This is a genomic window from Caulobacter vibrioides (assembly GCF_002310375.3).
Classification (GTDB): Bacteria; Pseudomonadota; Alphaproteobacteria; order Caulobacterales; family Caulobacteraceae; genus Caulobacter; species Caulobacter vibrioides_D.
The window spans coordinates 1,709,864-1,732,390 of the sequence record NZ_CP023315.3; the positions used below are offsets into that span (position 1 = coordinate 1,709,864).

General features: G+C 64.9%; 14 protein-coding genes. 7 read left to right on the top strand and 7 right to left on the bottom strand.

Translation table 11 applies throughout. The features are described 5' to 3' along the window. Positions 1–3 precede the first annotated feature (3 nt). Positions 4–852 (bottom strand): universal stress protein, encoded by an 849-nt coding sequence (locus CA606_RS08160; RefSeq protein WP_096051588.1) that lies wholly within the window; start codon positions 850–852, stop codon positions 4–6. A 119-nt stretch (positions 853–971) separates the two neighbouring features. Continuing rightward, positions 972–1,529, bottom strand: a complete 558-nt coding sequence (locus CA606_RS08165) for a cytochrome b/b6 domain-containing protein (RefSeq protein ID WP_096051587.1) — start codon at positions 1,527–1,529, stop codon at positions 972–974. Positions 1,530–2,291: 762 nt separating this feature from the next. Here CA606_RS08165 and CA606_RS08170 point away from each other — a divergent pair. The 5 genes from CA606_RS08170 to CA606_RS20445 all read left to right on the top strand — a co-directional run bounded on the left by CA606_RS08170 (position 2,292) and on the right by CA606_RS20445 (position 10,606). Further along, a complete protein-coding gene (locus CA606_RS08170) occupies positions 2,292–4,004 on the top strand; it encodes a methyl-accepting chemotaxis protein (protein ID WP_096051586.1) in 1,713 nt (570 codons plus the stop codon). 258 nt (positions 4,005–4,262) lie between these two features. Beyond that, a complete protein-coding gene (locus CA606_RS08175) occupies positions 4,263–4,859 on the top strand; it encodes a TetR/AcrR family transcriptional regulator (protein WP_181242844.1) in 597 nt (198 codons plus the stop codon). A gap of 336 nt (positions 4,860–5,195) precedes the next feature. After that, positions 5,196–7,520, top strand: coding sequence for a TonB-dependent receptor (locus CA606_RS08180; RefSeq protein WP_181242845.1), 2,325 nt, complete (start codon positions 5,196–5,198; stop codon positions 7,518–7,520). Positions 7,521–7,643: 123 nt separating this feature from the next. Then, positions 7,644–8,435 carry a glutathione S-transferase family protein gene (locus tag CA606_RS08185; RefSeq protein WP_096051583.1) on the top strand — a complete coding sequence of 264 codons (792 nt, stop codon included), beginning with the start codon at positions 7,644–7,646 and terminating at the stop codon, positions 8,433–8,435. Between the two features lie 284 nt (positions 8,436–8,719). After that, positions 8,720–10,606, top strand: a complete 1,887-nt coding sequence (locus tag CA606_RS20445) for an FG-GAP-like repeat-containing protein (RefSeq protein WP_096051582.1) — start codon at positions 8,720–8,722, stop codon at positions 10,604–10,606. A gap of 167 nt (positions 10,607–10,773) precedes the next feature. Here CA606_RS20445 and CA606_RS08195 read toward each other — a convergent pair whose 3' ends face one another. Further along, on the bottom strand, positions 10,774–13,560 hold the full coding sequence (locus CA606_RS08195; protein WP_096051581.1) for a TonB-dependent receptor: 2,787 nt from the start codon (positions 13,558–13,560) through the stop codon (positions 10,774–10,776). Positions 13,561–13,928: 368 nt separating this feature from the next. Here CA606_RS08195 and CA606_RS08200 point away from each other — a divergent pair, with 368 nt between their 5' ends. Both CA606_RS08200 and CA606_RS08205 read left to right on the top strand, forming a co-directional pair. Then, positions 13,929–15,245 (top strand): MFS transporter, encoded by a 1,317-nt coding sequence (locus CA606_RS08200; protein WP_233282189.1) that lies wholly within the window; start codon positions 13,929–13,931, stop codon positions 15,243–15,245. Between the two features lie 3 nt (positions 15,246–15,248). Then, positions 15,249–17,093 (top strand): hypothetical protein, encoded by a 1,845-nt coding sequence (locus tag CA606_RS08205; protein WP_096051579.1) that lies wholly within the window; start codon positions 15,249–15,251, stop codon positions 17,091–17,093. Here the strand turns inward: CA606_RS08205 and CA606_RS08210 are convergent. The 4 genes from CA606_RS08210 to kdgD form a co-directional block, all read right to left on the bottom strand. Next, positions 17,090–18,655 (bottom strand): carboxylesterase/lipase family protein, encoded by a 1,566-nt coding sequence (locus CA606_RS08210; protein ID WP_096051578.1) that lies wholly within the window; start codon positions 18,653–18,655, stop codon positions 17,090–17,092. The genes CA606_RS08205 and CA606_RS08210 overlap by 4 nt on opposite strands. A 62-nt stretch (positions 18,656–18,717) precedes the next feature. Then, complete coding sequence (locus CA606_RS08215) at positions 18,718–19,728, bottom strand: LysR substrate-binding domain-containing protein (protein WP_233282190.1); 1,011 nt, start codon at positions 19,726–19,728, stop codon at positions 18,718–18,720. After that, complete coding sequence (locus CA606_RS08220; protein ID WP_096051577.1) at positions 19,725–21,308, bottom strand: aldehyde dehydrogenase (NADP(+)); 1,584 nt, start codon at positions 21,306–21,308, stop codon at positions 19,725–19,727. The genes CA606_RS08215 and CA606_RS08220 overlap by 4 nt, the downstream gene beginning before the upstream one ends. Beyond that, positions 21,283–22,227 carry a 5-dehydro-4-deoxyglucarate dehydratase gene (gene kdgD, locus CA606_RS08225; protein ID WP_181242846.1) on the bottom strand — a complete coding sequence of 315 codons (945 nt, stop codon included), beginning with the start codon at positions 22,225–22,227 and terminating at the stop codon, positions 21,283–21,285. The genes CA606_RS08220 and kdgD overlap by 26 nt, the downstream gene beginning before the upstream one ends. Positions 22,228–22,527 lie beyond the last annotated feature (300 nt).

Genomic DNA, 22,527 nt, shown 5'->3' on the forward strand with positions numbered 1-22,527 from the left:
AGGTCAATGCGACAGAAGGGTGGGATATGGAACGCAGGCCAGAATGTGCTGTGTCGCGCCGCCGAGCAGAAACTCCCGGGCCCGGGAATGGCCGTAGGCGCCCATCACCAGCAGGTCCGGCTGGATCCGTTCGAGGTATCGGTCGAAGGCCGCCCCGATGGTCCCCCCGTCCGTATCCACCTCGTCCAGCGTGGCGTTGACGCCATGAGCCTGAAGGTGACGCTGGGCGTCGGCCCCGATGGTGGCGCGAACGCCCGGCTTTTCGTTCAGGACCGTCAGGATTCGCACGGACTTGGCGCGGACCAGGAGCGGCAGAGCGTCGGCCAGGGCGCGGGCGGCGCTGCGGCTTCCGTCCCAGGCGATCACCACCTCGTCCGGCCCTTGGATCAAGGCCGCCGCCTCGCCCGCCTTGAAGGTCAGGACGGGACGACCGGATCCGAAGACCACGCTCTGAGCGACCTCCAACTGCCCGTTGGAGCCATCGATCCGCGGCAATAGACAAAGATCGTAGGTCCTGGCGATCTTGGCCACATCCTCGGCTACGTCATAGTGATGGGCCCTGGCCGAGGCGGCGGCCTGATAGACGCCCACCTTGATGGCCACCTCGGTGAAGTAGGCCAGCCCATCCTTGCCGGCCTTGCGACTGCGCGCCTCCTCGGCGGTCGCCATGTCGCTAAGCCCGATTAGGTAGTCGGCCAGGCGATTGCTGTGCAGTGGGATCTCAATTTCCAGCGCCAGCGCCGTCAGTTTGCCGCCCAGGCTGGCCGCCAGGCGGACGGCCTCTTCGATCGCCGGGGCCGGCGTAGGTTTTGGATAGGTGTCGATGTGCAGCAGGAGATCATGAAAACGCATTCGGGTTGCTCCTGAAATCGAACCGTCGTGACCGTTTCACTCCGCCTTCAATATCGCTTTGAGCGAGATCATCTTCTTTGGGGCGGCGCGCATCGAGCAATTTGGCGGACCCTTGAGGTTCACTTTTGAGGTGACTTGGGCGCGCCCAAGATCATGAATCGGGCCAGGGGACGCTTGAAGAGGAGCAGGTAGGTGACGTGACCGGCGACCAGAAGCATCAGGCCGTTACCGAACAGTTCGTGGATTTCACCGAGCGGACTTTCCTCGCCGTCCTCATCCTCTTCGCCGCCCTCGTGCTCGCCGCGCGTTTCCACTTGCGCAGCGACCGGTCCGAATGCGGGACTTGAGGCGGCCTTGAGGGTTCGCCCACGATCCATCGCGATGCCCGTCCCGGTCACCCCGATCAGGCAGACAGCAATACCCAGCAGCAGGACCCGACTGATGGCCGGATGGGTGAAGGCGTTGTCGAGCTTGAGGCCATGGATCTGCGGATAGAACCGCATGAGGCCCAATTGGGGCGCACCCGTCAGCGCCATGATCACGCGCACCAGGATCACAACCGCGACGCCATAGCCAAGCCAGGCGTGAACCGCCCCCCACTCGGTGCTGAAATAGGCCGCCAGCACCAGGACGGCGAGCACGGCGTGGTAGGCCCGAAGGCGCGTCATGACCGGCATGGCCAGCCCTTTCTCGGTGTTGAGGTCGCGTTGCGATCGCGCCGAGGACCACAGACGGCGCGTAATCTTTGAGACTGTCGGGAGGGCGGTGCGTTGGCCGCCGGATTCTGTCTGAGCGCCGCCAACGGTCTGTCAGTGATCAGACCCCTTTCGGGTCCGACCGCTTGGCGATCTCGCATGAGATCGCCGTCTGGAATCGCCGCCTAGATAAACTCAATCCGCCGGGGCGCGGTACGTTCCGCGCCAAGCGGCCGCCTCGGTCAGAATCTGGCCGAGGCGCTTGGCGTTACTTGCCGGCCAGTTGGTCGTGAGCGGCCTTGTAGCGGGCATAGCTGGCTGAACTCCCGCTTCCGATCTTCGGAACCCTGCGACAATTTAGGTAAAGGGCTTCTTCGACCATATCCCTGCATTCGCGTGAAATCCGTTGCGTAGAGGCGGACTTGTCGACCTTGGTGCTGTCCCTGAAGCGGGACCTGCGCCCGCCGATTTGAATGTACGCTTGTTTGAGGGGGGGAAGGGTCAGCAATTGGCGCCGCTGGTCGTCAAGAAAGCACTCGAAGACGTAGGTCCCTCGGATACAACCAGATCAGATTTCGAATATCTGTGCGACAATGTGCCGCTCAATCTGGTGTCCATAGAATCTGAATTACTATCTGATTATTAAGCATCGAAGCGCCTGATGGTTTGCCGAGTGGGGTGATATTCGGCAATTGGGCCGGCGCAGTGCGTCTCGCGCCGCCCTACCAAAAGGCGAGCTAGACAATGGTGACCTTCCCCTGGTCAAGCGATGCGGGCGCGATCCTCGAAGCGCTGAAGAAGTCCTTTGCCATCATTGAATTCGAGCCCGGCGGTAAGATCATCTCCGCCAATCCGCTTTTCTGCCAGATCATGGGTTATGACTGGGCGGAGATCCAAGGAGGCCATCACCGCATATTCACCCCGCCGGACGAGGTCGGCAGCCAAGCCTATCGCGATTTCTGGTCACGCCTCGACTCAGGGCAATTCGATTCCGGCGAGTACAAGCGCATCGCCAAGAATGGGCGGGAGGTCTGGTTGCGGGCGTCCTACACGCCGGTTCTAGGCGCTGGCGGTAAGGTCGTTAAGGTCGTTAAGCTCGCCCTCGACGTCACCGAGGCCAAGGCCAAATCGGCCGAGGACTCCAGCGTGTTGCAGGCCATCTTTCGTTCCCAGGCGGTGATCGAGTTCGACCTCGACGGCACCATCCTCGAAGCCAATGACAACTTCCAAAAGGTGAGCGGCTATAGCCGCGCCGAACTGGTCGGGCGTCATCACCGTATGCTCGCAGAGCCGGTCTATTCAGCCAGTCAGGCCTATGCGGACTTCTGGCGGCGCTTGGGTCAAGGCGAGTTCCTGGCCGACGAGTTCCGCCGAGTAGGCAAAGGCGGGCGTGAGGTGTGGCTCGAAGCCTCCTACAACCCGATCTTCGACGCCAACGGCAGGGTGACGAAAATCATCAAGTTCGCTACCGACCTGACGACGCGCATGTCCAATGTCGCCTTCGTAGGCGCGGCTTTGTCGCAGCTTGCCGAGGGTGATTTGACTGCCCGAATAGAGCAGGCGCTAATGCCCTCACTCGATCAGCTTCGCTTAGATTTCAATGCAGCTGCCGAGGCGCTGCATCTGGCCTTGGACAAGGTTTCCAGTGGGGCGTCGGCTATCCATTCCGGCTCTGCAGATATCGCTCGCACGTCCGATGATCTGTCCCATCGCAGTGAGCAGCAGGCCGCGAGCCTCGAAGAAACTGCAGCCGCCCTCGACGAGATCACAGCAACGGTCAAGCGATCGGCCCAAACCGCCGCGACGACTAACGCTGTTGTGTCGGTGGCGCGAGGCGAAGCCGAACATTCCGGTGAGGTTGTTGCACAGGCGGTTGATGCGATGAACCGGATCGAAAAATCATCGCGAGAGATCAACCAGATCATTGGGGTGATTGACGAGATCGCCTTCCAGACAAACCTTCTGGCTCTGAATGCGGGGGTCGAGGCTGCTCGGGCTGGCGAGGCCGGCCGGGGCTTTGCGGTCGTGGCCCATGAGGTGCGCGCCCTGGCGCAGCGCAGCGCTGACGCCGCCAAAGAAATCAAAATGCTGATCTCCACATCGACCCAGGAAGTGAGCCTAGGCGTCGGACTTGTTGGGCAGACGGGCGAAGCGCTGCGCTCTATCGTTGAAAAAGTGGCGGAGATCGACGCCCTTGTCTCAGAGATCTCGATGGCTGCTCAGGAGCAGTCAATCGGCTTGGTCGAGGTGAACACCGCGATCAATCAGATGGATCAGGTCGTGCAGAAGAACGCTGCCATGGTGGAGGAAGCCACCGCCGCCAGCCATGCCTTGACCGGGGAAGCTCGCGAACTTGCTAATGTCGTCTCGGGCTTCAAGGCCGTGGGGAGGCAACCGATGCAAAGAGCTGGTCAAGTCGACTTTGAGCGACATGCACCGTTCGCCAGGGCCGGTTGAAGGGAGTTCTCCCAACATATGCAACGTCGTGAGCGCCATACTCCCCCTCCAAGTGTGGGGCAGAACTAGGAGGATTTGCGCACACCTCCTCCATGGCCTTAACCGAACGTGGCGCTTCTGAGGGGCAAGCCAACGTCTGCAGATAGCGCAGCCTAGGCGGCAATGGGTGTTCTGGGAGGCCCGAGGTCGCGAACCTGCCCTTGCTACTTCTCGCGCCATCGAGCCAAAAAGGGGGATGGTCGGAGGTTCGATGCGGGCATGACCCAGACACGTTTGAAGGGCGTCGAGCGGCGCGAGCGCTTTCTCGATGCGGCCGCCCAGATTGTCATCGAGCAGGGCGTCGCCGCCGTCACCATGGACGGGGTGGCTGCGCTTACCGGCGTCACCAAGGCCCTGGGCTATCGCTATTTCAAAGACCGAGACGACCTCCTGATCGCGCTGTTCGACCGCGAGACACAGATCTATGTCGAGCGCCTCGCCACCGAGGTTGGTCCCTCCTCGACATTCGAGGAGTGGGTTCGCGGAGCCCTGAAATACTGGTGCCGACGCGCCGATGAGCGCGGCGAGTTGTTTGTCCGTCTCGTCCGTGACTGTGGCCCCCTGGCCGAGCGTGCGCGCGCCAATCGCAAGGCTGACGCCGACGGCTGGGCGCTGGGCCTGCAGAAGGCTTTTGGACTGCCGGCGCGGCAGGCCAAGCAGTACGCCTGGTTCATGGTCGCGGGCACTGCGGGGGCGCTGGACGCTCGCGATGGCGATGACGAAGCGATGATTGACGCGATCACTCTAGCGGTGCTGGCGGGCGCCAAGGCCCTGGCCAAGAAGTACGGCGAGCCGCGCCCCACCAAGAGCGCCTGACGAGCGCGTCTGCGCCTGGCGCGACAGTGTCCCTGAGCGCCTCAGCGCGGAAGCCTGGCGAACAATCGTTCGAAAGCGGTTGTCATGCTCATTAAGTGACGATAGCGTTACTTGTGCGTCCTGGGCCCGGACGCTGATCCACATGCCGGCGAGCCTTTCGGCTCGCCCCGCCTTCCACGACCGCCGTCCGGCGGGCGGCGAGGGCGTGCGCCCTAACGATCACAAAAAGAAGCCGCGCAGCGGCTCAAGGAGGAATGCGCCGTGCCCTGCCAATCCCGTATGCTGAGCGTCCCATCGCGAGATTTCCGCGCGCGGGCTTCAAAGACCCGTCTGCTCATGGGCGCGTCGGTCAGCCTCGCCGCAATGCTCGCCGCCGGCGCCGCCGTGGCCGAAGACGAGACGACGCGCCCTGCCAATCTGGGCGCGGTTGTCGATGAGATCATGGTCACCGCCCAGAAGCGGGCCGAGAACGTCCAGGACGTGCCGCTGGCCATCACCGCCGTTCGCGGTGAGGCGCTGGCCTCTATGAACATCACCCAGCCCCAGCAGCTGTCTCTGATCGACCCTAGTGTCCGCTTCAAACAAAGCCTCAGCAGCAGCGCTTCGGGTCTGACGATCCGCGGCGTCGGCACCAGCAGCTTTTCGGCGGGGATCGAGCAGAGCATCTCCACCGTCGTCGACGGCGTGGTGTTGGCCGATCCCGCCAGTCTCGCCACCCTGGCCGACGTCGAGCGGGTCGAGATTCTGCGCGGGCCGCAGGGTATGCTGTTTGGCAAGAACGCCTCGGCGGGCCTCGTCCACTTCATCACCAACCGGCCTAGGCTGAATGAGAACAGCGGCCAGCTGCATCTGCAGTTTGGGGAGCGGGGTGAGCAGGTTCTGCAAGCGATCGGCAACCTGGCGGTCGGCGAAACCCTGGCCCTGCGCCTGGTGGCCACGCACAACCAGCGCGACGGCCTCATCCGCAACGTCGCCAAGGACAATGTTTTCACCGATCCCCAGGATGTCAGCACCCTGACCCTGAAGGCCCTATGGAAACCGAGCGATGACCTGACCGTCTATTTCTCGGCCGACCGCACCGACAACGACGCCTTCTGCTGTTCGTCGACCTGGCGCAAGGTCACGCCGGGTTTCGCACCGGCCGTGACCAATGCGCGCTATGGCGTTGTCGCTGGACCCAAGAACCTGCGGGTCGCCGCTAATGGCCCGTCACAGGGCAAGTCGACCGCCCAGGGCGGCACGCTGCAGATCGACTACGGGCTAGGCGACCTGACCCTGACCTCGATCAGCGCCTATCGTTCGGTGAAGCGCGAGGCGTTCTATGACGGCGACTTGACGCCGGTCAGCTATGTCGACGTCAATGGTGGGGCAGGCAAGACCGACTGGCTCAGCCAGGAGCTACGGTTGACCTCGCCAATCGGCGAGCGTTTTGACTATGTCGCGGGCCTCTATCTCTACCATTCCAAGGCTTCATCGCTGATCCGCCAGCGAGGTCAGCTCAGCTGGATCACACCGGCGACCAATGGCGGGGTGGTCCCGATTATCCCCGGCGCGCCGTTGGGGACGATCTTCGAGACCTCGACGGTCAACGACATCAATTCCACCAGCGTCGCGGGTTTTGGCCAGGTTGGGCTGCACATCACATCCAAGCTGGACTTGATCGCCGGGGCGCGGATCACCCGCGACGAGATCACCCTGGACTATCGCCGCGCGCCGACACCGGGCGCGGTTTACATCCCCGGCTCGATCACGCTGAGCCTGCACCAGGAAGTCGACAACACCAACACCTCTTGGCGGATCGGGCCACGCTACAATTTCAGCGACGACATCATGGCGTATGCGACAGTCTCGCGGGGGTACAAGGGGCCCGGTTTCAGCGGTCTTAGCGCGGCTAACAGTCTGGCCGATCAGCGCGTCCAGCCTGAGATCCCGACCAGCTACGAGGCTGGCGTAAAGGCTGCGTTCCTCGACCGCCGCCTGATCCTCAACGCCAACGTCTACAGCACCACGGTTGAGAACTTCCAGGCCCAGGTGTCCGACCTGACCAGCGCCACCTATTCCTCTCGGATCACCAACGCCGGCGAGATCAAAACGCGTGGCTTCGAGGCCAACCTGATGGCGCGGCCGACGAGCGGCCTCACCATCAACGCAGGCCTGGCCTATACCCACGCGCGCTATGCCGACTTCAATGGCGTGCAGTGCTATTTCGGCCAGCCGAAGATCGCCCAGGGTGGACCGTGCAGCGCGCCGCCAGCCAGCCCGACCTCGCTGGACGGGTTCTTTAACGCCAAGGGGCTCAGCCTTGCGGGCGTGCCGGACTGGGTCTACGGCGTCAGCGCGGTCTATGAGCGGTCCCTGGGCCCAGACCTTCGCGGCTTCTTCCAGGCCAACTGGAACTGGCAGAGCGACATCAACTACTCGATCAGTGGTGACCCCGGCACGATCCAGAAGGCCTATGGCCTGCTCGGCGGCCGCATCGGCGTCTCGGCGCCTGACAAGGCCTGGAGCGTGGCGCTCTACGCCAGCAACCTGCTGGACAAGCGTTACGCCGCCCAGATCACCCCGTCGCCGGTGACTGCTCTCAACCCCGGAGGTTACGTCCAGTATTTCAGCCCGGACTCCGTGCGTCGGGTCGGGATCAGCCTGGACGTCGCATTCTAGAACCCTGTTCGCATGGCGCTCTTGCCGGCGCTGCGAAGGGGCGGGACAGCCAGTGCGGGCTGCGCAAGCCTAAGGCGTCTCGCCCCATAATCCTCATTCACCGCACCTGTGTTGGAGAGCCAAATGAAACAGTCCATCGGACGTCGGGCCTCGCTGGGCGCCCTGGCGGGTTTAGCGGCCGCGCCGCTGATGACTTCGACCGCCAGCGCCAAGCCGGGCAAACCTCTGCCGCCGATCACGATCTACCATTTGGAGGGCCGTCGATCGGAGCGGATCGTCTGGCTGATGGAGGAACTTGGCTTGCCCTATGAGCTCAAGTTCAAGCGTGGCGACCTGGCCGGCTCCATGGCCCTGATCCGTGAATTCAGCCCGGTCGTGCCAATGGCGCCGACTGTGAAGTACGGCGATCAGGTCCTTGTCGAGTCCGGCGCGATCATCGAGCTTATTCTCAATCGCCACGCTCCAGGGCGCCTGCAACCAGCGCAGGATAGCCGCGACTACCCCAACCACCTGATGTGGATGCACTATGCTGAGGGTAGTCTGGCCGCGCGCCTCTTCTCGGACTATCGCGCCTGGACCGCTCAGCCGCCCAAGCAACGCTCGCGCTTGGTCGATTCCGAGGCCGTCGTGCAGTTCGCCGAGAACTTCCTGGCCCAGCACCCGTGGTTTGGCGGGGCGGCGTTCTCCGGCGCTGACATCATGATGATGTTCCCGCTCAACGCCGCCACCGGTTTGAACCTCGTCGAGCCGTCGCAGTTTCCAAACGTCGCGGCCTGGAAGGCCAGGATCGAGGCGCGACCCGCCTATCAACGCATGCTCGCCAAGGCCCGCCCGGACGGGATGATCGGCGGTTTGCCGCGCTTGCCTCAGCACGCGCCCGCTGGCCCCCGTGCGGCGCCCAACGCCCCTGGGTAGGACGATCCAGAGCGGGCTCAAAGGCCATCGCAACGGTTGACCGTCCGCTTCTGGGCGCCGCTCTAGGCGCTCTACGGCCGGGCAAGAAGGATCGGTTTGGGGGGAGGGCTCTGCGCGGTGAGCGGTGGCGGGGTCGAGCGGATGGGAGAGAGCGCTTAGGGCGCTAAGCGCCTCTGTCTGCTTGCTGACCCGCGTAACGCTGTTAGGCTAGTTTCGATCTGACGCGTTGAAGCGCTGGTGCGCCGCCTCGCACCTGTGGCGACACGTTAGTCGTTGGGGGGACCATGGGCTTTAAAGCGACCGACTTCATATTGCCGCTGCGCGCAGGCTATACGACCGCTGCAAGCCACGAAGTGGCCTTCGCGGACTTCAACGGCGATGGCAGGCTTGACGTTGTCCTGGGCTACTTCCTTTTTCCGCTTGAAGATCGGGCGGTGCCGATCCGGGTGCTGGCCGGAAACGGTTCCGGAGGTTTCGTCGACGCCACGGCGACGCTCTTTCCGCAGGGCGCTCCGGTAACAGTCCACAACCGGCAGATCATCGTCGCCGACTTCAACAAGGACGGGCGCGCCGACGCTTTCTTCGCAGATCACGGCCTAGACACCTCGCCCTTTCCGGGCGCGCGCAACGCCCTGCTCCTGTCGCAGGGCGCGGCCGGCCTGACAAACGCGCTGGCGGTGGTGCCTAACATCGCCGACTTCACTCATTCGGCCGCCGCGGGCGACATCGACGGCGATGGCGACCTCGACATCTTCGTCGGCAATCAGGGTGACGGGGAGGAGTACCCCTATTTCATGCTGGGCGACGGCAAGGGCGGTTTCACGCTGAGCCGAACGGGTTTGCCGACCACACTGCACAACGGCGACCCGGGGGTCACCACCGATACCCTGTTTGACGCCGACGGGGACGGCGACCTTGACCTGTTCCTGGGCCCTTGGGACCCGCGCCTCCGCCCGGCGGTGGTGCTGGAGAACGACGGCAAGGGCAACTTCCTGAAGACCCTAACGACCATCGCCATTCCGGCCCATGGGACGTCCGAGAACGTCATCGACAGTCATGCCATCGACATCAACGGCGACGGCTTTCTAGACCTGGTGGTCAATACGGTCGTCGACTTCTTCACCGCCGGCTCGATCCGCTTCTACATCAACGATGGCAAGGGCAAGTTCACCGACGAAACGGCCTCGCGCCTACCATCGCGCGAGGCCGACGGCTGGAATCCCCGCGTCCAGTTCACCGACCTGAACGGCGACGGCAAGGTGGATATGTTGGTCTCCACCGGCACGTCCCGGCCCGTCTTTCTCAACGATGGCTCGGGCCGTTTCATTCAGACGGCCACAGGCTATCTCCCCGGCGCCACCCAGTATGACAAGTTCAACGCGGCCGACCTCAATGGCGACGGTCGCATGGACGTGTTCTCCGTCCGGGGGGCTTGGGAGGGAAGCGAGCAGTTCCGGATCTATCTGGCCGAGGCTCCGACGGCCCAAGCGGCGATCGCAACGGCCATAGGCGCGGTCCTGCGCGCGTCGAGTCCGGCCCTCGCCGGGGCGCTCTCCGATAAGGTCGCAGCTGGGACCCTGAGCCAGGCTGGGGCGATCGCGGAAATCGTCAAGACCGCCGACCAGACGACCTCGGTGGCGACGCTCAGCTACCTCTTCTTCACCGGCAAGATCCCGAGTAACCTTGGCGTCGACTATCTGGTTTCGCCCACCGGCCCGAACCCCAACAACCTCAACAGCGCCTACTACCAGACCTTTAATCTGGAGAACCGCTACATCAATTTCGCGGTCAATCTGGGCCGAGACGGCGAGGGCAAGGCTGCCTTCCAGTCCGCCTACGGATCGCTCAGCCTCTTCGACGCGACGAAGAAAGCTTACGCCCATATCTTTGGGGCGACGCCGACGGACACCAAGGTGGCGAACTTGCTGTCGGGCGGGCGGGACGCCTATTTCGCCGCCTATGGCCAGGATGGCTTGAACGGCCAGGGGACCAAGGCGGCCATGGTCGGGTGGCTGCTGGCCGAGGCCGAGAAAGCGGACCTGGGCGTCATGGCCCGCGCCAACGCGGCCTGGTTGACCGATTTGGCCGACGGCGCTGCGCCCTTCGCCATCGACATACTGGCGCCGCCCAACGGCTACTGGAAGGCGGACTTTGTCTTCGGTGGCGCCTAACCGGCGGGCGCGACCACCTCGTACAGGGCTTCAATTCTAGCGCTGAGATGAAGGAATAATATTCGATACTCTATAGCGACCCGCCTCAATCCATTCAGAATAGAAAAGCGCCGCCCTCGGAAGGAGAGAGCGGCGCAATCTAGGCTTTGGGGAGAAGGTTATTTTGCCTAGAAGTTATAGCGGAGGCCGACGATGAACTGGCGGCCGCTGTGGGTATAGACGTTCAAGCGGTTGCTATCGCCGACATACTGGTCGTTGAATTCGTCGGTTAGGTTTACGCCCTCGACCGACAGCTTAAGATTGTCGCGAATGTTCCAGCTGGCCTGGACGTCGACGTTCAGGGTCTCGTTGGTGCCCTGGACGGTGTTGCCGTCGCTACCGGGGACCTGCGTCAGGTAGCCGTCGCGATAGGCCAATGAACCGCGCACGCTCCATTTGTCCGTCTCGTAGTAGAGCGTAGCGTTGGCTGCGTTCTTGGACAGACCCACCAGCGTGGCGTTGACGGTCGGCGCGCCGGGCGCGGTCGAGGTCAGATACTCGATCTTGGAGTCGACGTAGGTGTAGTTTGCGATGACGCCGAAATTGCTCCAGAAGCCGGGCAGGAAGGTGAAGGGCTGCTGGACGTTGATCTCGAAACCCTTAAGGTCACCGCCATCAGAATTCACCGGCTGGGTCACCTGGAAGACCTGGTCGGCCGTCGCGCCGGTGCCGGTCAGCAGAGAGTCCGGCAAGCCCAGGGTGTTGTAGACCGCCTCGCGACGCAGCGTGGCCACGAAGGTGTCGATCCGTTTGAAGAAGAAGCCCGCGGCGACCATCGTCCCCTCGGCCGGATACCATTCCAGCGACACATCCAGGTTCTTCGACTGGGTCGGGTCCAGGAAGGGGTTGCCCGAGCTGTAGTTGCGATTGGCGCCCTGCACCGACACGTCACCGCCGGGCGACAGCGACCCGATGCCGGGGCGCGCGATGGTCTTGGCCGCGCTGAAGCGGGCGACGAAGGTGTCGGTCACGTCAGCGGCGATGTTGAACGCGGGAAGGGTCAGGTTGTAGTCGCGCTTGACCTCGACGCGCTGGATCACCCCGCTGACGGCGGCGTAGCCCGCCGACTCCTGCTGGGTGTGGACGCGGCGTAGACCAGCGTCGCCCCGGAACGGCAGGCCAAAAGCCTCGAACCGGAAGTCGGCTTGGATATAGGCCCCGGTGTTCTGCTCCTCGACCGCACCGTACTGGCCGCGCGCGGAGCTGTTGTTGGTGTTGGTCAGGGCATAGATGCCAGAGTTGCTATAGATGTTCAGAAGGGCGTTGTACTTGTCGATATCCGGCGCGAGCCAGGCGGTGGCGTTGCCCGTTGGCAGATCCAGGTTCTTGCCAAAGCCGCTGAACACCGTCGACACAGAAGCCAGCTCGGCGGGCGTCAGGGTTTGGCTGACGGTCTCGCTGGCGCGGTAGGCCCCGTAGCTGTCGTACTCGAACTTCCGCCAATCCAGACCCGCCTTGATGCGCAGGTTATCGCTGGCTTCCCACTCGCCATAGACCTTGGCCGTGGAGAACTGGTTCTCGACGAACTGCGGCCGGATGCGGACTTCAGAGGTCCCGTTGATGGCCGACCAGCTGGCCGGGTCGGTCGGGTCAAAGCCGAGCAGGATCTGCGGCGCACGGCTATTGCGGAAGTCGTAGACGTAGTTCTGGCTGTTGGCGCGATCGAAGGTGACGATCGTCGAGATCGGCTGGGTGAAGGTCGAGTCCGCGTAGCCTGCCAGGGCGCCGAGCACCAGCCGCGACCCGAAGTGGCGCTTGGCCGAGAGGGTGAACTGCTTGAACTCGGTGTTCAGCTCGTCATAGGCCGACTGGGTGCGCAGATCGACATTGTCGATCCGGGCGTAGACGAGGTTGCCGTTCTGGACGACGCCGTCGCGAATGATCGCCTGAGGCTTACCGACGCCGGAGCGGGACAGGCCGATCGCCTGCAACTGGGCTTCTTTTCGGATCCCGTGCAGGTAGGCGTACAGCGTGTCGAGCGTGATTTCGGTGTCGGCGTCGGGCTTGAACTGGAAGGACCCCGTCACGCCCAGGCGCTTGTTGTCGATGTCGTAGCTGACATAGGACGGGATGCGCGGCGCGAAGATCCCGGTCGCGGCGCTGGTGTTGTTGATCTCGGCGATCGTGTAGCCGGGCACGGTCGAGGCGGCGTTGAAGCCGCCGTTGCTGCCGCCCACGGCCCAGCGGGTGATGTTGGCGCCTTCCTCTTTCAGACGGCGCTGCTCGTAGGCCACCGAGACTAGCGCGCCAAGCTTGCCGTCCAGGAAGGTGCGGCTAGCGAGGGCCGAGACGCGGGGCGTGGCCTTGCCCGAGAGGTCATTGTAGCTGCCGCCGGCGGCCAGCACGAGCTGGGGCTTGCGGGTGTCGAAGGGACGGGCGGTCGTCAGGTCGACGGTGGCGCCTAGCGAGCCTTCCTCAACGTCGGCCGAGGCGGTTTTACGCACGGCGATGCTGTTGAAGAGATCCGACGCGAAGACGTTGAAGTCAAAGCCCCGGCCGCGATTGGTGCCGCCGCTGTTGGCCGTGCCTCCGGTCGTGGAGATCGCCTCCATCCCATTGATGCGTACGCGGGTGTACTCCGAGCCAAGGCCGCGAACGGTCACCTGGCGACCTTCGCCATTGATCCGCGAGATCGAGACGCCCGGAATGCGCTGTAGCGATTCCGCCAGGTTCAGGTCGGGGAACTGGGCGATATCTTCGGCCTTGATGGCGTCGACGACGCCGCTCTCGTTGCGCTTCAGGTTCATGGCGCTCTGAAGGCTGGCGCGGAAGCCGGTGACGACCACAGCCTCGACGGTATCGTCAGCTTGCGGAGCTTCGGTTTGAGCTTTGGCGGCGGTCGCGAGGCTCAACGCCAGGGCCGAGGCGCTCAGCGCCAGGACGGCGCGCGCGGCGGGGTAGCGGTTGGTCGACATAGTCCCTCCCAGTGCCCGCATTTAGCGGGTCTCGTTGGTGGCGAAGACGGTCGTGACCGCCTTCTTGGTTGGCCTCAAGATAGGAATGGCTTGTTGTCGAGGGCCAATCTCAATCGGGTATGAACCGATGCGCGTTCGGCACGGATCGGGACTGTGTCTGGTGCGCGGGCCCTGCGAAGCGCCGGCTTGGGCGAAAACCTGTGATCCAGACCGTCTCCATTGGCTGAATTCGATGCCGTCAGCGTCTTGATCCATGTCCTGTGTGGATCAGTCCATAGGCGATTTGACTTAGACGGCCGACGCGCACGCCTTTAGCGTCCCTGCTGAACAACGCCGACGAGAGATCGGCTCTTTGGGAAGGGATGCGTATGACCGACACCACCAAGCGGACACGCGTGCGCTGGCTGATCATCACGGTCCTCTTCATCATCACCACGATCAACTACGCCGACCGCGCGACCTTCTCGATCGCCGGACAGTCAGCCTCCAAGGAGCTGGGCCTGGATCCGGTGGCCATGGGCTACATCCTCTCGGCCTTCGCCTGGGCCTATGTGCTGGGCCAGATCCCCGGCGGGGCCTTGCTCGACAAGTTCGGCTCCAAGCGGATCTATGTGATCTCGCTGGTGGTCTGGTCGCTGTTCACGGCGCTGCAGGGTTTCGCGGGCTTCTTCACGGGCCTTGCGGCTGCGAGCGTCTTCTTCGCCATGCGGTTCGCCGTGGGTCTGGGTGAGTCGCCCTCGTTCCCGGCCAACGCCCGCATTGTCGCCGCCTGGTTTCCGGGATCGGAGCGCGGCACCGCCTCGGCGATCTTCAACTCGGCCCAATACTTCTCCCTCGTCGCTTTCGCGCCCTTGATGGGATGGCTGGCCCACACCTTCGGCTGGCGCTCGGTGTTCTGGGTGATGGGCGCCATCGGCCTCGTTGCGGCGATGTTCTTCGTCAAGCCGATCCACAGCCCGCTGACCCATCCGGCGGTCAACAAGGCCGAGGTCGACTATATCGAGGCCGGGGGCGGCCTGGTGCGCATGGAGGAGGCCTCGGCCTCGAACGGCGCGGCCTTTACCTGGGCCAACGTCAAGCAGGTGCTGTCCAGCCGCATGCTGCTGGGCGTGTATCTGGGCCAGTATTGCATCAACGTGCTGACCTATTTCTTCGTGACATGGTTCCCGATCTACCTCGTCAAGGCGCGCGGCATGTCGATCATGGAGGCGGGCTTCACCGCCGCCGCGCCCGCGCTCTGCGGCTTCATCGGCGGCGTGTTCGGCGGGGTCATGTCGGACATGCTGCTCAAGCGGACCGGCTCGCTGGACATCGCCCGCAAGACGCCGCTGCTGATCGGTATGCTGCTGGCCACCTGCATTATGGCCTGCGTGTGGATCGAGCAGGAGTGGCTGGTCGTGGTCGTCATGGCGCTGGCCTTCTTCGGCAAGGGCGTCGCGTCGCTGGGCTGGGCGGTGGTTTCGGATACTTCGCCCAAGGAGATGGCCGGCGTGACGGGCGGGGTCTTCAACACCTTCGGCAACGCCGCCGGCATCGTGACCCCCATCGTCATCGGCTACATCGTCCAGGCCACCGGCTCGTTCGACGGCGCCTTGATCTTCGTCGGCGTCCACTGCGTGATCACCATCCTGGCCTACTTCCTGATCGTCGGGAAAATCCAGCGACTGGAACTGAAGGCGGCTTAAAGCATGACCACCCGTCGCTTCTTCCTCGCCGGCGTCTCGGCCTTGGTGCTGGCCGGCGGCGCGGGGTCCGCCGTCGCCGCGCCGGTCGCGACCATCACCACGCCGATGACTCCGCCCGAGTGGGCGCTGTTGCAGCGTCAACTGCTCAAGGCCAACGAGGAGGCCTGCGCGGCCTTCTTCGCGCGCTATTTCGACGAGCGGGGCTGGCTTCAGGCCGTGGCGCGCTGGGGCGCCAATGACGGGCCCGACGACGCGATCGAGAACGTCAACGACTGGCCGACGCTCCACGCCCTGGGCGCCGCCGACAGCGTGCTGGCCATGGCCAAGAAGGCTTTCGAGGGCAATGTCGCCCAGTACACGGCGGCCCGGACTCAGGAGGTGCCGTTCGCGCGCGAGGGCATGTACTTCCGCGAGTTCCCGGTCATGACCGACTGGCAGCACCTGTCCGAGGGGCTGTCGGTGTTCAACCTGCTGGGTCTTTCGGACCCCTACGACGTCCGCTACCGCGACCGGGTCAAGCGCTTCTCCGGCTTCTACACCGGCGAGGACAAGACTGTCGCCAACTACGATCCCAAGCTCAAGATCATCCGCAGCATGATCACCGGCAGTAAAGGCCCCATGCTGCGGCAGTCGACGCCGCTGGACTGGGCGGGCGACCGCTTTGATCCGACCCATTTCTTCATGGAGCACGGCGAGAGCACCTATGAGGAGACGCTGCGCCACTACGACGAGTACGGCGATGTGGTCGGTGATGCGCCGCTGAACCTGCAGGCCACCAGCTTGGTGCTCAACGCCTACATGCTGGATCACGAGCCGAAGTACCGCGACTGGATCGTCTTCTATGTCGACGCCTGGATCGAGCGAGCCAAGGCCAATGGCGACGTGCTGCCCAGCAAGATCGGTCTGGACGGCAAGATCGGCGGCCCCAAGGGTCAGTGGTGGAGCGGAACCTATGGCTGGGGCTTCAGCCCCGTGGCGCCGCACACGGGAAAGCGCGAGGACCGCAACCGCGTGCCAAGGTCCGTCGTCGGCTTCCTCAACGCCTATCTGCTGACCGGCGACGACAAGTATCTCGACGTCTGGCGTCGCCAGAACGACGTGATCAACGCCCAGAAGAAGGTCGTCGACGGCAAGCTCATGACGCCCCGCATGTACGGTCCCAAGGGTTGGTACGGCTATGCAGCCGGCGAGTACCGGCTGAACGGGCTGGAGATCTGGTATATGTCGCAGACGGCGTCTGACCGGGCGCGCGCCGCCGATCATCCCTGGCTCGCCTTCCTCGAAGGGCGCGACGCGGCCTATCCGGTCAAGGCGCTGCGGGCGGATCTGGAGCGGGTTCGCGCCCGCGCCCAGGCGCTGCGCGATGACAAGACAACGCCCGACACGCGCCTGGCCGACGCCACCTTGAACATCAATCCGGCCAGCGTCACGGCCCTGATCCATCTGATGGAGGGCGGAATCCACATCGCGCGGCCGCCCTGGTCATCGACGTCCCCGGCCCAAGGCGGCGCTCTGCACTACGCGCGCCTGCGGTGGTTCGATCCGGAGCGCCGCCGCGCCGGTATCCCGCCGGACGTGGCGGCGCTGGTGGAGCGCCTTTCGGACGACGAGGCGGTGGTGACGCTGGTCAACACCAACCTGGTCAGCGCCCGGGTGCTCACCGCTCAAGGCGGCGCCTATGGCGAGCACCAGATCCTCAGCGTTCAGATCGGCGACGCGCCCGCCAAACCGGTTGGGGCCTCGGCCTTCACACTGAGCCTGGCGCCCGGCGCCGGGGCGACCTTGACCCTGAAGATGAAGCGCCACGCCAACCCGCCGACCCTGAGCTTCCCGTGGGATAGACTCTAGGTTCCTTCCTTCAGGAACGGAGCGGCGGCGAAGAGCTCCCGCTCCGCCTTGCGCGGATCATCGACCATCTTTGAGGTCTCGTTGATCACCAGCGTGGCCCGACGTGGCAGGTCGTACTTTTGCCAAGCCGGGATCGCCGCGCCGTTAGGATCGCCCGTGCGCGCGAAGTTGGCGAAGGCGGCGCTCATCTGGTCGCGCACCTTTCGCGCGGCGGCTCCGGTTCCCGTCATTGAGCCCTTCGCGTCCAGCGTGCCGAACACCAGCGGGATGTCATAGCCGTGGAAGGCGCCCATCTTCGGATCGGTCTGGGCGCCGAAATCCAGCTGGTACATCCAGGCCGGCGCCCCGATCCCCGCGCGGCGTTCGGCCTGGATCAGATGGCCGGGCCAGGACCGTCCCGCCGTGGTGATGGCGAAGAAGCAGTCCGACGGCGTGTAGTGGGGATAGAGCCGGCGATACTGGGCGACCAGATAGTCGGGCGACAGATCCAGCACCAACTCGTTGTCGAGTTTGCCGGGCAATTCCGTCCAGGTCAGCTCGAAGTTCTTCGGATCCCCGCCCAGGAAGGCCTTGGTCTCGTCGTGGGTGTTGCCGATGATCATCGGGACTTGGGCGCTTTGGCGCGGGGCGTCCGGATAGAACGGGTGCCGCGTCAGCACGCCGTGGTCGACGACCGACCAGAAGACGATGCTCCCCTTGCGCTCAAGCGGATCGCGCATCTTCAGCGCCTCGACCAACTGCGCGGCGGGCAGGGCCTTCAGGGCCTCCGTCTGGTCGGGTTTGAGGCCCAGCTGCGCCATGAAGGCCTTGGCGCGGATCGTCGCGTGGATCGGCCCCATCGCTGTCACATGCTGGCCGCTCATGGTCGCGACCTTATGGTAGAGGCCCGCCGCCCGGGGCATGGCCATCAGGGTCACCAGCTTGGCCCCGCCGCCGGACTGGCCGAAGGTCATGACATTGCCGGGATCGCCGCCGAAGGCGGCGATGTTGTCGCGCACCCACTCCAGCGCCAGGATCAAGTCGAGGTTGCCGACATTGCCGCTGTCGGCCAGGTCCGCGCCGCCCAGCCGCGCCAGATACGCATAGCCGAAACAGTTGAGGCGATGGTTCACCGTGACCACGACCACGTCGTGGGTGCGCGCCAGCCAGGTCCCGTCATAGAGCGGGCTCGATCCCGAGCCGTTCGCATGGGCGCCGCCGTGGACATAGACCATCACCGGCCGCCGCTTTCCATCGGCAAGAGCAGGGGACCAGACGTTGAGGAACAGGCAGTCTTCGCTGGTGGCCTCATCGGCCTTGGTCTGAGGACAGGCCGGCCCATAGGCCAGCGCGTCGACGACGCCCTTCCAAGGTTGGGCCGCCTGCGCCGGCTGGAACCGCCGGGAGGACGTGTCGGCGCCATACCGCACGCCCTTGAAGACCTTGATCCCCTCGACATCCAGCCCACGCACGCGGCCGGCCGCCGTGTCGGCGATCGGGGCGGCGCGACCGCTTGCATTGACCCGCGGGGCGAGGGCCGTCGCCAGGGTTGCGGCCAGGACGGTGCGGCGATCGAGGGTCATGATAGCTCTCCCGGGTCTTTTTTGTCGTTGGGCGTTGGCACGCCGGGGAGAGGCCCTGCGCGTCAGCGCGCGGCGGGCTCCGCCGGCGAGGCCTCGGCCAGGCAAAGGTCGATGAAGGTCTGCAGGATCGGGCTCTCGTTGTCCTTCCGCCAGGCCATGTAAAGCTCGACGGGGCGGCTCGGCATGGTCTCCACAGGGCGGAACTGGACGTCGTCGAAGTTGAGGCTCATGGCCGCCTCGGGAACGATCGCGGCGCCAAGCCCCGCATGGACCAGGGCGAGCATCGAGTGAATTTGAGTGACGTGCTGCACGTAGTTCGGGGTCACGCCATTGGCGTCGAACAGCGTCGTCAGCATGTTGTAGAAATAGCCCGCGCCCTCGGGCGAATACATGATCAGCGGCTGGGCGTCGAAATCGGCCAGGGTCAGGGAGGCCTTGGCCAGACGTGCGTCGCCTGTCGGTAGGGCGGCGACAAGCTGCTCTGACAGAACGCGCGCGGTGGCGAACTCGGCCCGTTCCATCGGGGGCCTGACCAGCCCGATATCGATTCGGCCGGTCAGCAGCGCCTCGACCTGTTCGCGGGTCACCATCTCGCGCAGCGTCAGGTCGGCGTTGGGCAGCCGCGCCTTCGACAGGATCACCAGCTGGGGCAGAAAGTTGTATCCCGAGGCGGCGGTGAAGCCGATCGCGATCTGGCCTGCGTCGCCGCTGGCGATCCGGCGTGTGGCCAGGGCCGCGCTCTCGGCCAGGCGCAGAATTCGGCGGGCCTCCAGCAGGAAGGCGCGGCCCGCAGGGGTCAGGCGCACCGAGCGACTGGTTCGGTCCAGCAGCGTCACGCCCAGGATTCGCTCCAGCAACTGCACCTGACGGCTGAGCGGCGGCTGCGTCATGTTCAGCCGTTGCGCCGCCCGACCAAAGTGCAGCTCCTCGGCGGTGGCTACGAAACAGCGAAGCTGGCTCAGTTCGAACATCGGAAAGCGCCCGTCGACAACACCTTGAAGGCGCGAAGCTAGACGCTCGTTCGGGCCGATCGCTAGCGTCTTCTTGCCGGGCAGGGGCGCCAAGGCGTTCATGGCGCTGTCAGCGCCCCGTCGATCCGGCGGTGCAGAACGAGCGGGTTGGTCGCCTTCAGCTCGTCCGGCAGTAGCGGGTCTGGCAGGTTCTGGTAACAGACCGGCCGCAGAAACCGCGCGATGGCCAGGCTGCCCACCGAAGTGGCGCGGCCGTCGCTGGTGGAAGGGTAGGGGCCGCCATGCACCATGGCGTGGGCGACCTCGACGCCGGTCCCAAAGCCGTTGACCAGCACGCGACCGGCCAACAATTCGAGGCTGGGCAAGAGTTCGCCGAGCTGCGAATGGTCCGCCGCGTCGACGTGGACGGCCACCGTCAGTTGGCCTTCCAGACCCTCGGTGATCGTCCGCAGTTCGCTTAAGTCCTGGCAGCGGACAACCAGACTGGCGGCGCCGAAGACCTCCTCGGTCAGCTCGGGATGGGCGAGAAAGTCGCGGCCGGAGACGGCGAACAAGGCCGGCGACGCGGCGCCGACGGCGGGAGCGGCAACACCGGCGATAGAGACGCCTCTGACCTCGCCCAGTCTGGTGACGCCGTTCTCATAGGCTGAGCGAATGCCGGCTGTGAGCATCACCTGGGCGGGCGCGGCCGCCACCGCAGCGCTGGCGGCTTGGATGAAGGTGTCCAGGTCTGGCCCATCCACCGCCAGGACCAGGCCCGGATTGGTGCAGAACTGACCTGCGCCTAGGGTAAGGGCCGCGACAAAGGCGTTGGCGATCGGTTCGGCGCGCGCCGCGAGGGCGGCAGGCAGCAAGATCACCGGATTGATGCTGCTCATCTCGGCGTAGACGGGGATGGGAACCGGCCGCGCCTGGGCCGTCCTGACTAAGGCCAGACCGCCGGCGCGCGAGCCAGTGAAGCCGACCGCCTTGATCCGAGGATCGGCGACCAAGCCTTGGCCGATCTCGCGTCCGTCGCCGTGCAGCATCGCAAACACGCCGGCCGGAAGGCCGCACTTGGCGACCGCCGCCTGGACGGCCCGGCCGACCAGTTCCGAAACGCCAGGGTGGGCGGAGTGGGCCTTGACGATAACCGGGCACCCGGCGGCCAGGGCCGAGGCGGTGTCACCGCCGGCGACGGAGAAGGCCAGCGGGAAGTTGGAGGCGCCGAACACGGCGACAGGCCCGAGGGGGACGTTGCGCAGCCGCAGGTCCAGGCGTGGCGCCGGCGCGCGATCCGGCTGGGCGGGATCGATCCGCGCGTCCAGAAAGCCGCCGTCTCGAACGACTTGCGCGAACAGGCGCAACTGCCCGCAGGTGCGTCCCCGCTCGCCTTCGAGACGCGCGCGGGGCAGGCCGGTCTCGGCCATGGCGCGGACCGTCAGATCGTCGCCGATCGCTTCGATCTCTTCGGCGATGGCGTCGAGGAAGGCCGCGCGCTCAGCATAGGCGAGCGCGCGGTAGGGCCGGAAGGCGGCCTGGGCGGCGGCGCAGGCGTCCTCGAGGTCATTCAAGGTCGCCTTGCCAAAGCCGGGCTCCAGGCGCGCGCCGGTCGATGCGTCAAAGGCATGTACGGCGCCGGCTTGGCCCTGGCGGGCCGCGCCGGCGATGAGCAACTCACCCGTGAGCGGCACGACGGACATCGGCCAGATTCACGCGGGCGATAAGGCCCTGCAGTTCGCCGAACTCAGCGGCGGTCAGTTCGGTCAGCGGCAGGCGCACGGGCCCAGCGTCGCGGCCGACCGCCTTCATGCCCGCCTTGACGATCGAGACGGCGTAGCCGCGGCCGCGATTGCGCAGCGCGATATAGGGCAGGACAAAATCACGAAGGCCCGCCATCACCGTGTCGCGATCGCGGGCGCGAACCGCCTTGTAGAAGTCGAGCGCCCATTCGGGCAGGAAGTTGAAGATCGCCGACGAATAGGTCGTCACGCCCATCTCTAGATAGGGCAGGGCGAAGGTTTCGGCGGTCGGCAGGCCGCCGATATAGGTCAGGCGGTCGCCGAGGCGAGCGTAGACCCGCATCATAAGCTCGAGGTCGCCGACGCCGTCCTTGAAGCCGACCAGGTTCGGATTGCGGTCGCAGAGCTTCTCGAGCGTGTCCTCATTGAGGATCGCATTGTCGCGATTGTAGACGATCACGCCCAGCTTGGTGGCTTTGCAAACGGCTTCGATATGGCAGGCTAGGCCGTCTTGCGTGGCGTTGGTCAAGTAGGGTGGCAGTAGCAGAACGCCATCGGCGCCCGCCGCCTCGGCGTCGGCGGCCAGGTCCGTCGCAATCGCCGTGCCATAGCCGCAGCCGGCGATCACCGGGATCTTGCCCGCCGTTTCGGCGACGGCGGCGCGCACCACCTGTCCCACCTCGGACGGGCGCAGGGAGAAAAACTCGCCGGTGCCGCCTGCGGCGAACAGGCCTGCCAGATCACGCTCAAGCATCCAGCCGCAGTGCTCCCGGTAAGGGGCCTCCTGGAATTGGTGATCAGCATCAAAATGGGTGACAGGAAACGACAGCAGGCCGCCGCCGAGCTGGCGGGCCATTTCCGTCGGCGACATACGGCTCATGAAGTCCTCTCCGAGCGGCGGCCCTCGCCCAGGTTGCTCCCGAGAGGCCGCTTCTTGATCGTTACGGTAGAGAGGGGTTGTGGCGCGGTCTAAACCAAAGGCGCTATCGACCGATGCGAGAATTGGTTTGATGGTTCGGGCTTGTCGCACCGGCCTCGTCGAGCACATCGCAAGCCTGCGCGGCTAAGCGAAGGGCGCGGGTGAACTTCCTCACGGGAGCGGGACATCCGATGGGCTGACTTCGGATCTACAAACGATTGACGATCCTTCTGACTTTGGACAGGTCCACCTCTTGAAGCG

What these genes read in the sequence shown, in the direction of transcription:
- CA606_RS08185 (WP_096051583.1), top strand. Translation starts at nt 7,644, where the DNA reads ATGAAACAGTCCATCGGACGTCGGGCCTCGCTGGGCGCCCTGGCGGGT.
- CA606_RS08210 (WP_096051578.1), bottom strand. Translation starts at nt 18,655, where the DNA reads ATGACCCTCGATCGCCGCACCGTCCTGGCCGCAACCCTGGCGACGGCC.
- CA606_RS20445 (WP_096051582.1), top strand. Translation starts at nt 8,720, where the DNA reads ATGGGCTTTAAAGCGACCGACTTCATATTGCCGCTGCGCGCAGGCTAT.
- CA606_RS08165 (WP_096051587.1), bottom strand. Translation starts at nt 1,529, where the DNA reads ATGCCGGTCATGACGCGCCTTCGGGCCTACCACGCCGTGCTCGCCGTC.
- CA606_RS08215 (WP_233282190.1), bottom strand. Translation starts at nt 19,728, where the DNA reads ATGAACGCCTTGGCGCCCCTGCCCGGCAAGAAGACGCTAGCGATCGGC.
- CA606_RS08175 (WP_181242844.1), top strand. Translation starts at nt 4,263, where the DNA reads ATGACCCAGACACGTTTGAAGGGCGTCGAGCGGCGCGAGCGCTTTCTC.
- CA606_RS08200 (WP_233282189.1), top strand. Translation starts at nt 13,929, where the DNA reads ATGACCGACACCACCAAGCGGACACGCGTGCGCTGGCTGATCATCACG.
- CA606_RS08180 (WP_181242845.1), top strand. Translation starts at nt 5,196, where the DNA reads ATGGGCGCGTCGGTCAGCCTCGCCGCAATGCTCGCCGCCGGCGCCGCC.
- CA606_RS08195 (WP_096051581.1), bottom strand. Translation starts at nt 13,560, where the DNA reads ATGTCGACCAACCGCTACCCCGCCGCGCGCGCCGTCCTGGCGCTGAGC.
- kdgD (WP_181242846.1), bottom strand. Translation starts at nt 22,227, where the DNA reads ATGAGCCGTATGTCGCCGACGGAAATGGCCCGCCAGCTCGGCGGCGGC.
- CA606_RS08170 (WP_096051586.1), top strand. Translation starts at nt 2,292, where the DNA reads ATGGTGACCTTCCCCTGGTCAAGCGATGCGGGCGCGATCCTCGAAGCG.
- CA606_RS08160 (WP_096051588.1), bottom strand. Translation starts at nt 852, where the DNA reads ATGCGTTTTCATGATCTCCTGCTGCACATCGACACCTATCCAAAACCT.
- CA606_RS08220 (WP_096051577.1), bottom strand. Translation starts at nt 21,308, where the DNA reads ATGTCCGTCGTGCCGCTCACGGGTGAGTTGCTCATCGCCGGCGCGGCC.
- CA606_RS08205 (WP_096051579.1), top strand. Translation starts at nt 15,249, where the DNA reads ATGACCACCCGTCGCTTCTTCCTCGCCGGCGTCTCGGCCTTGGTGCTG.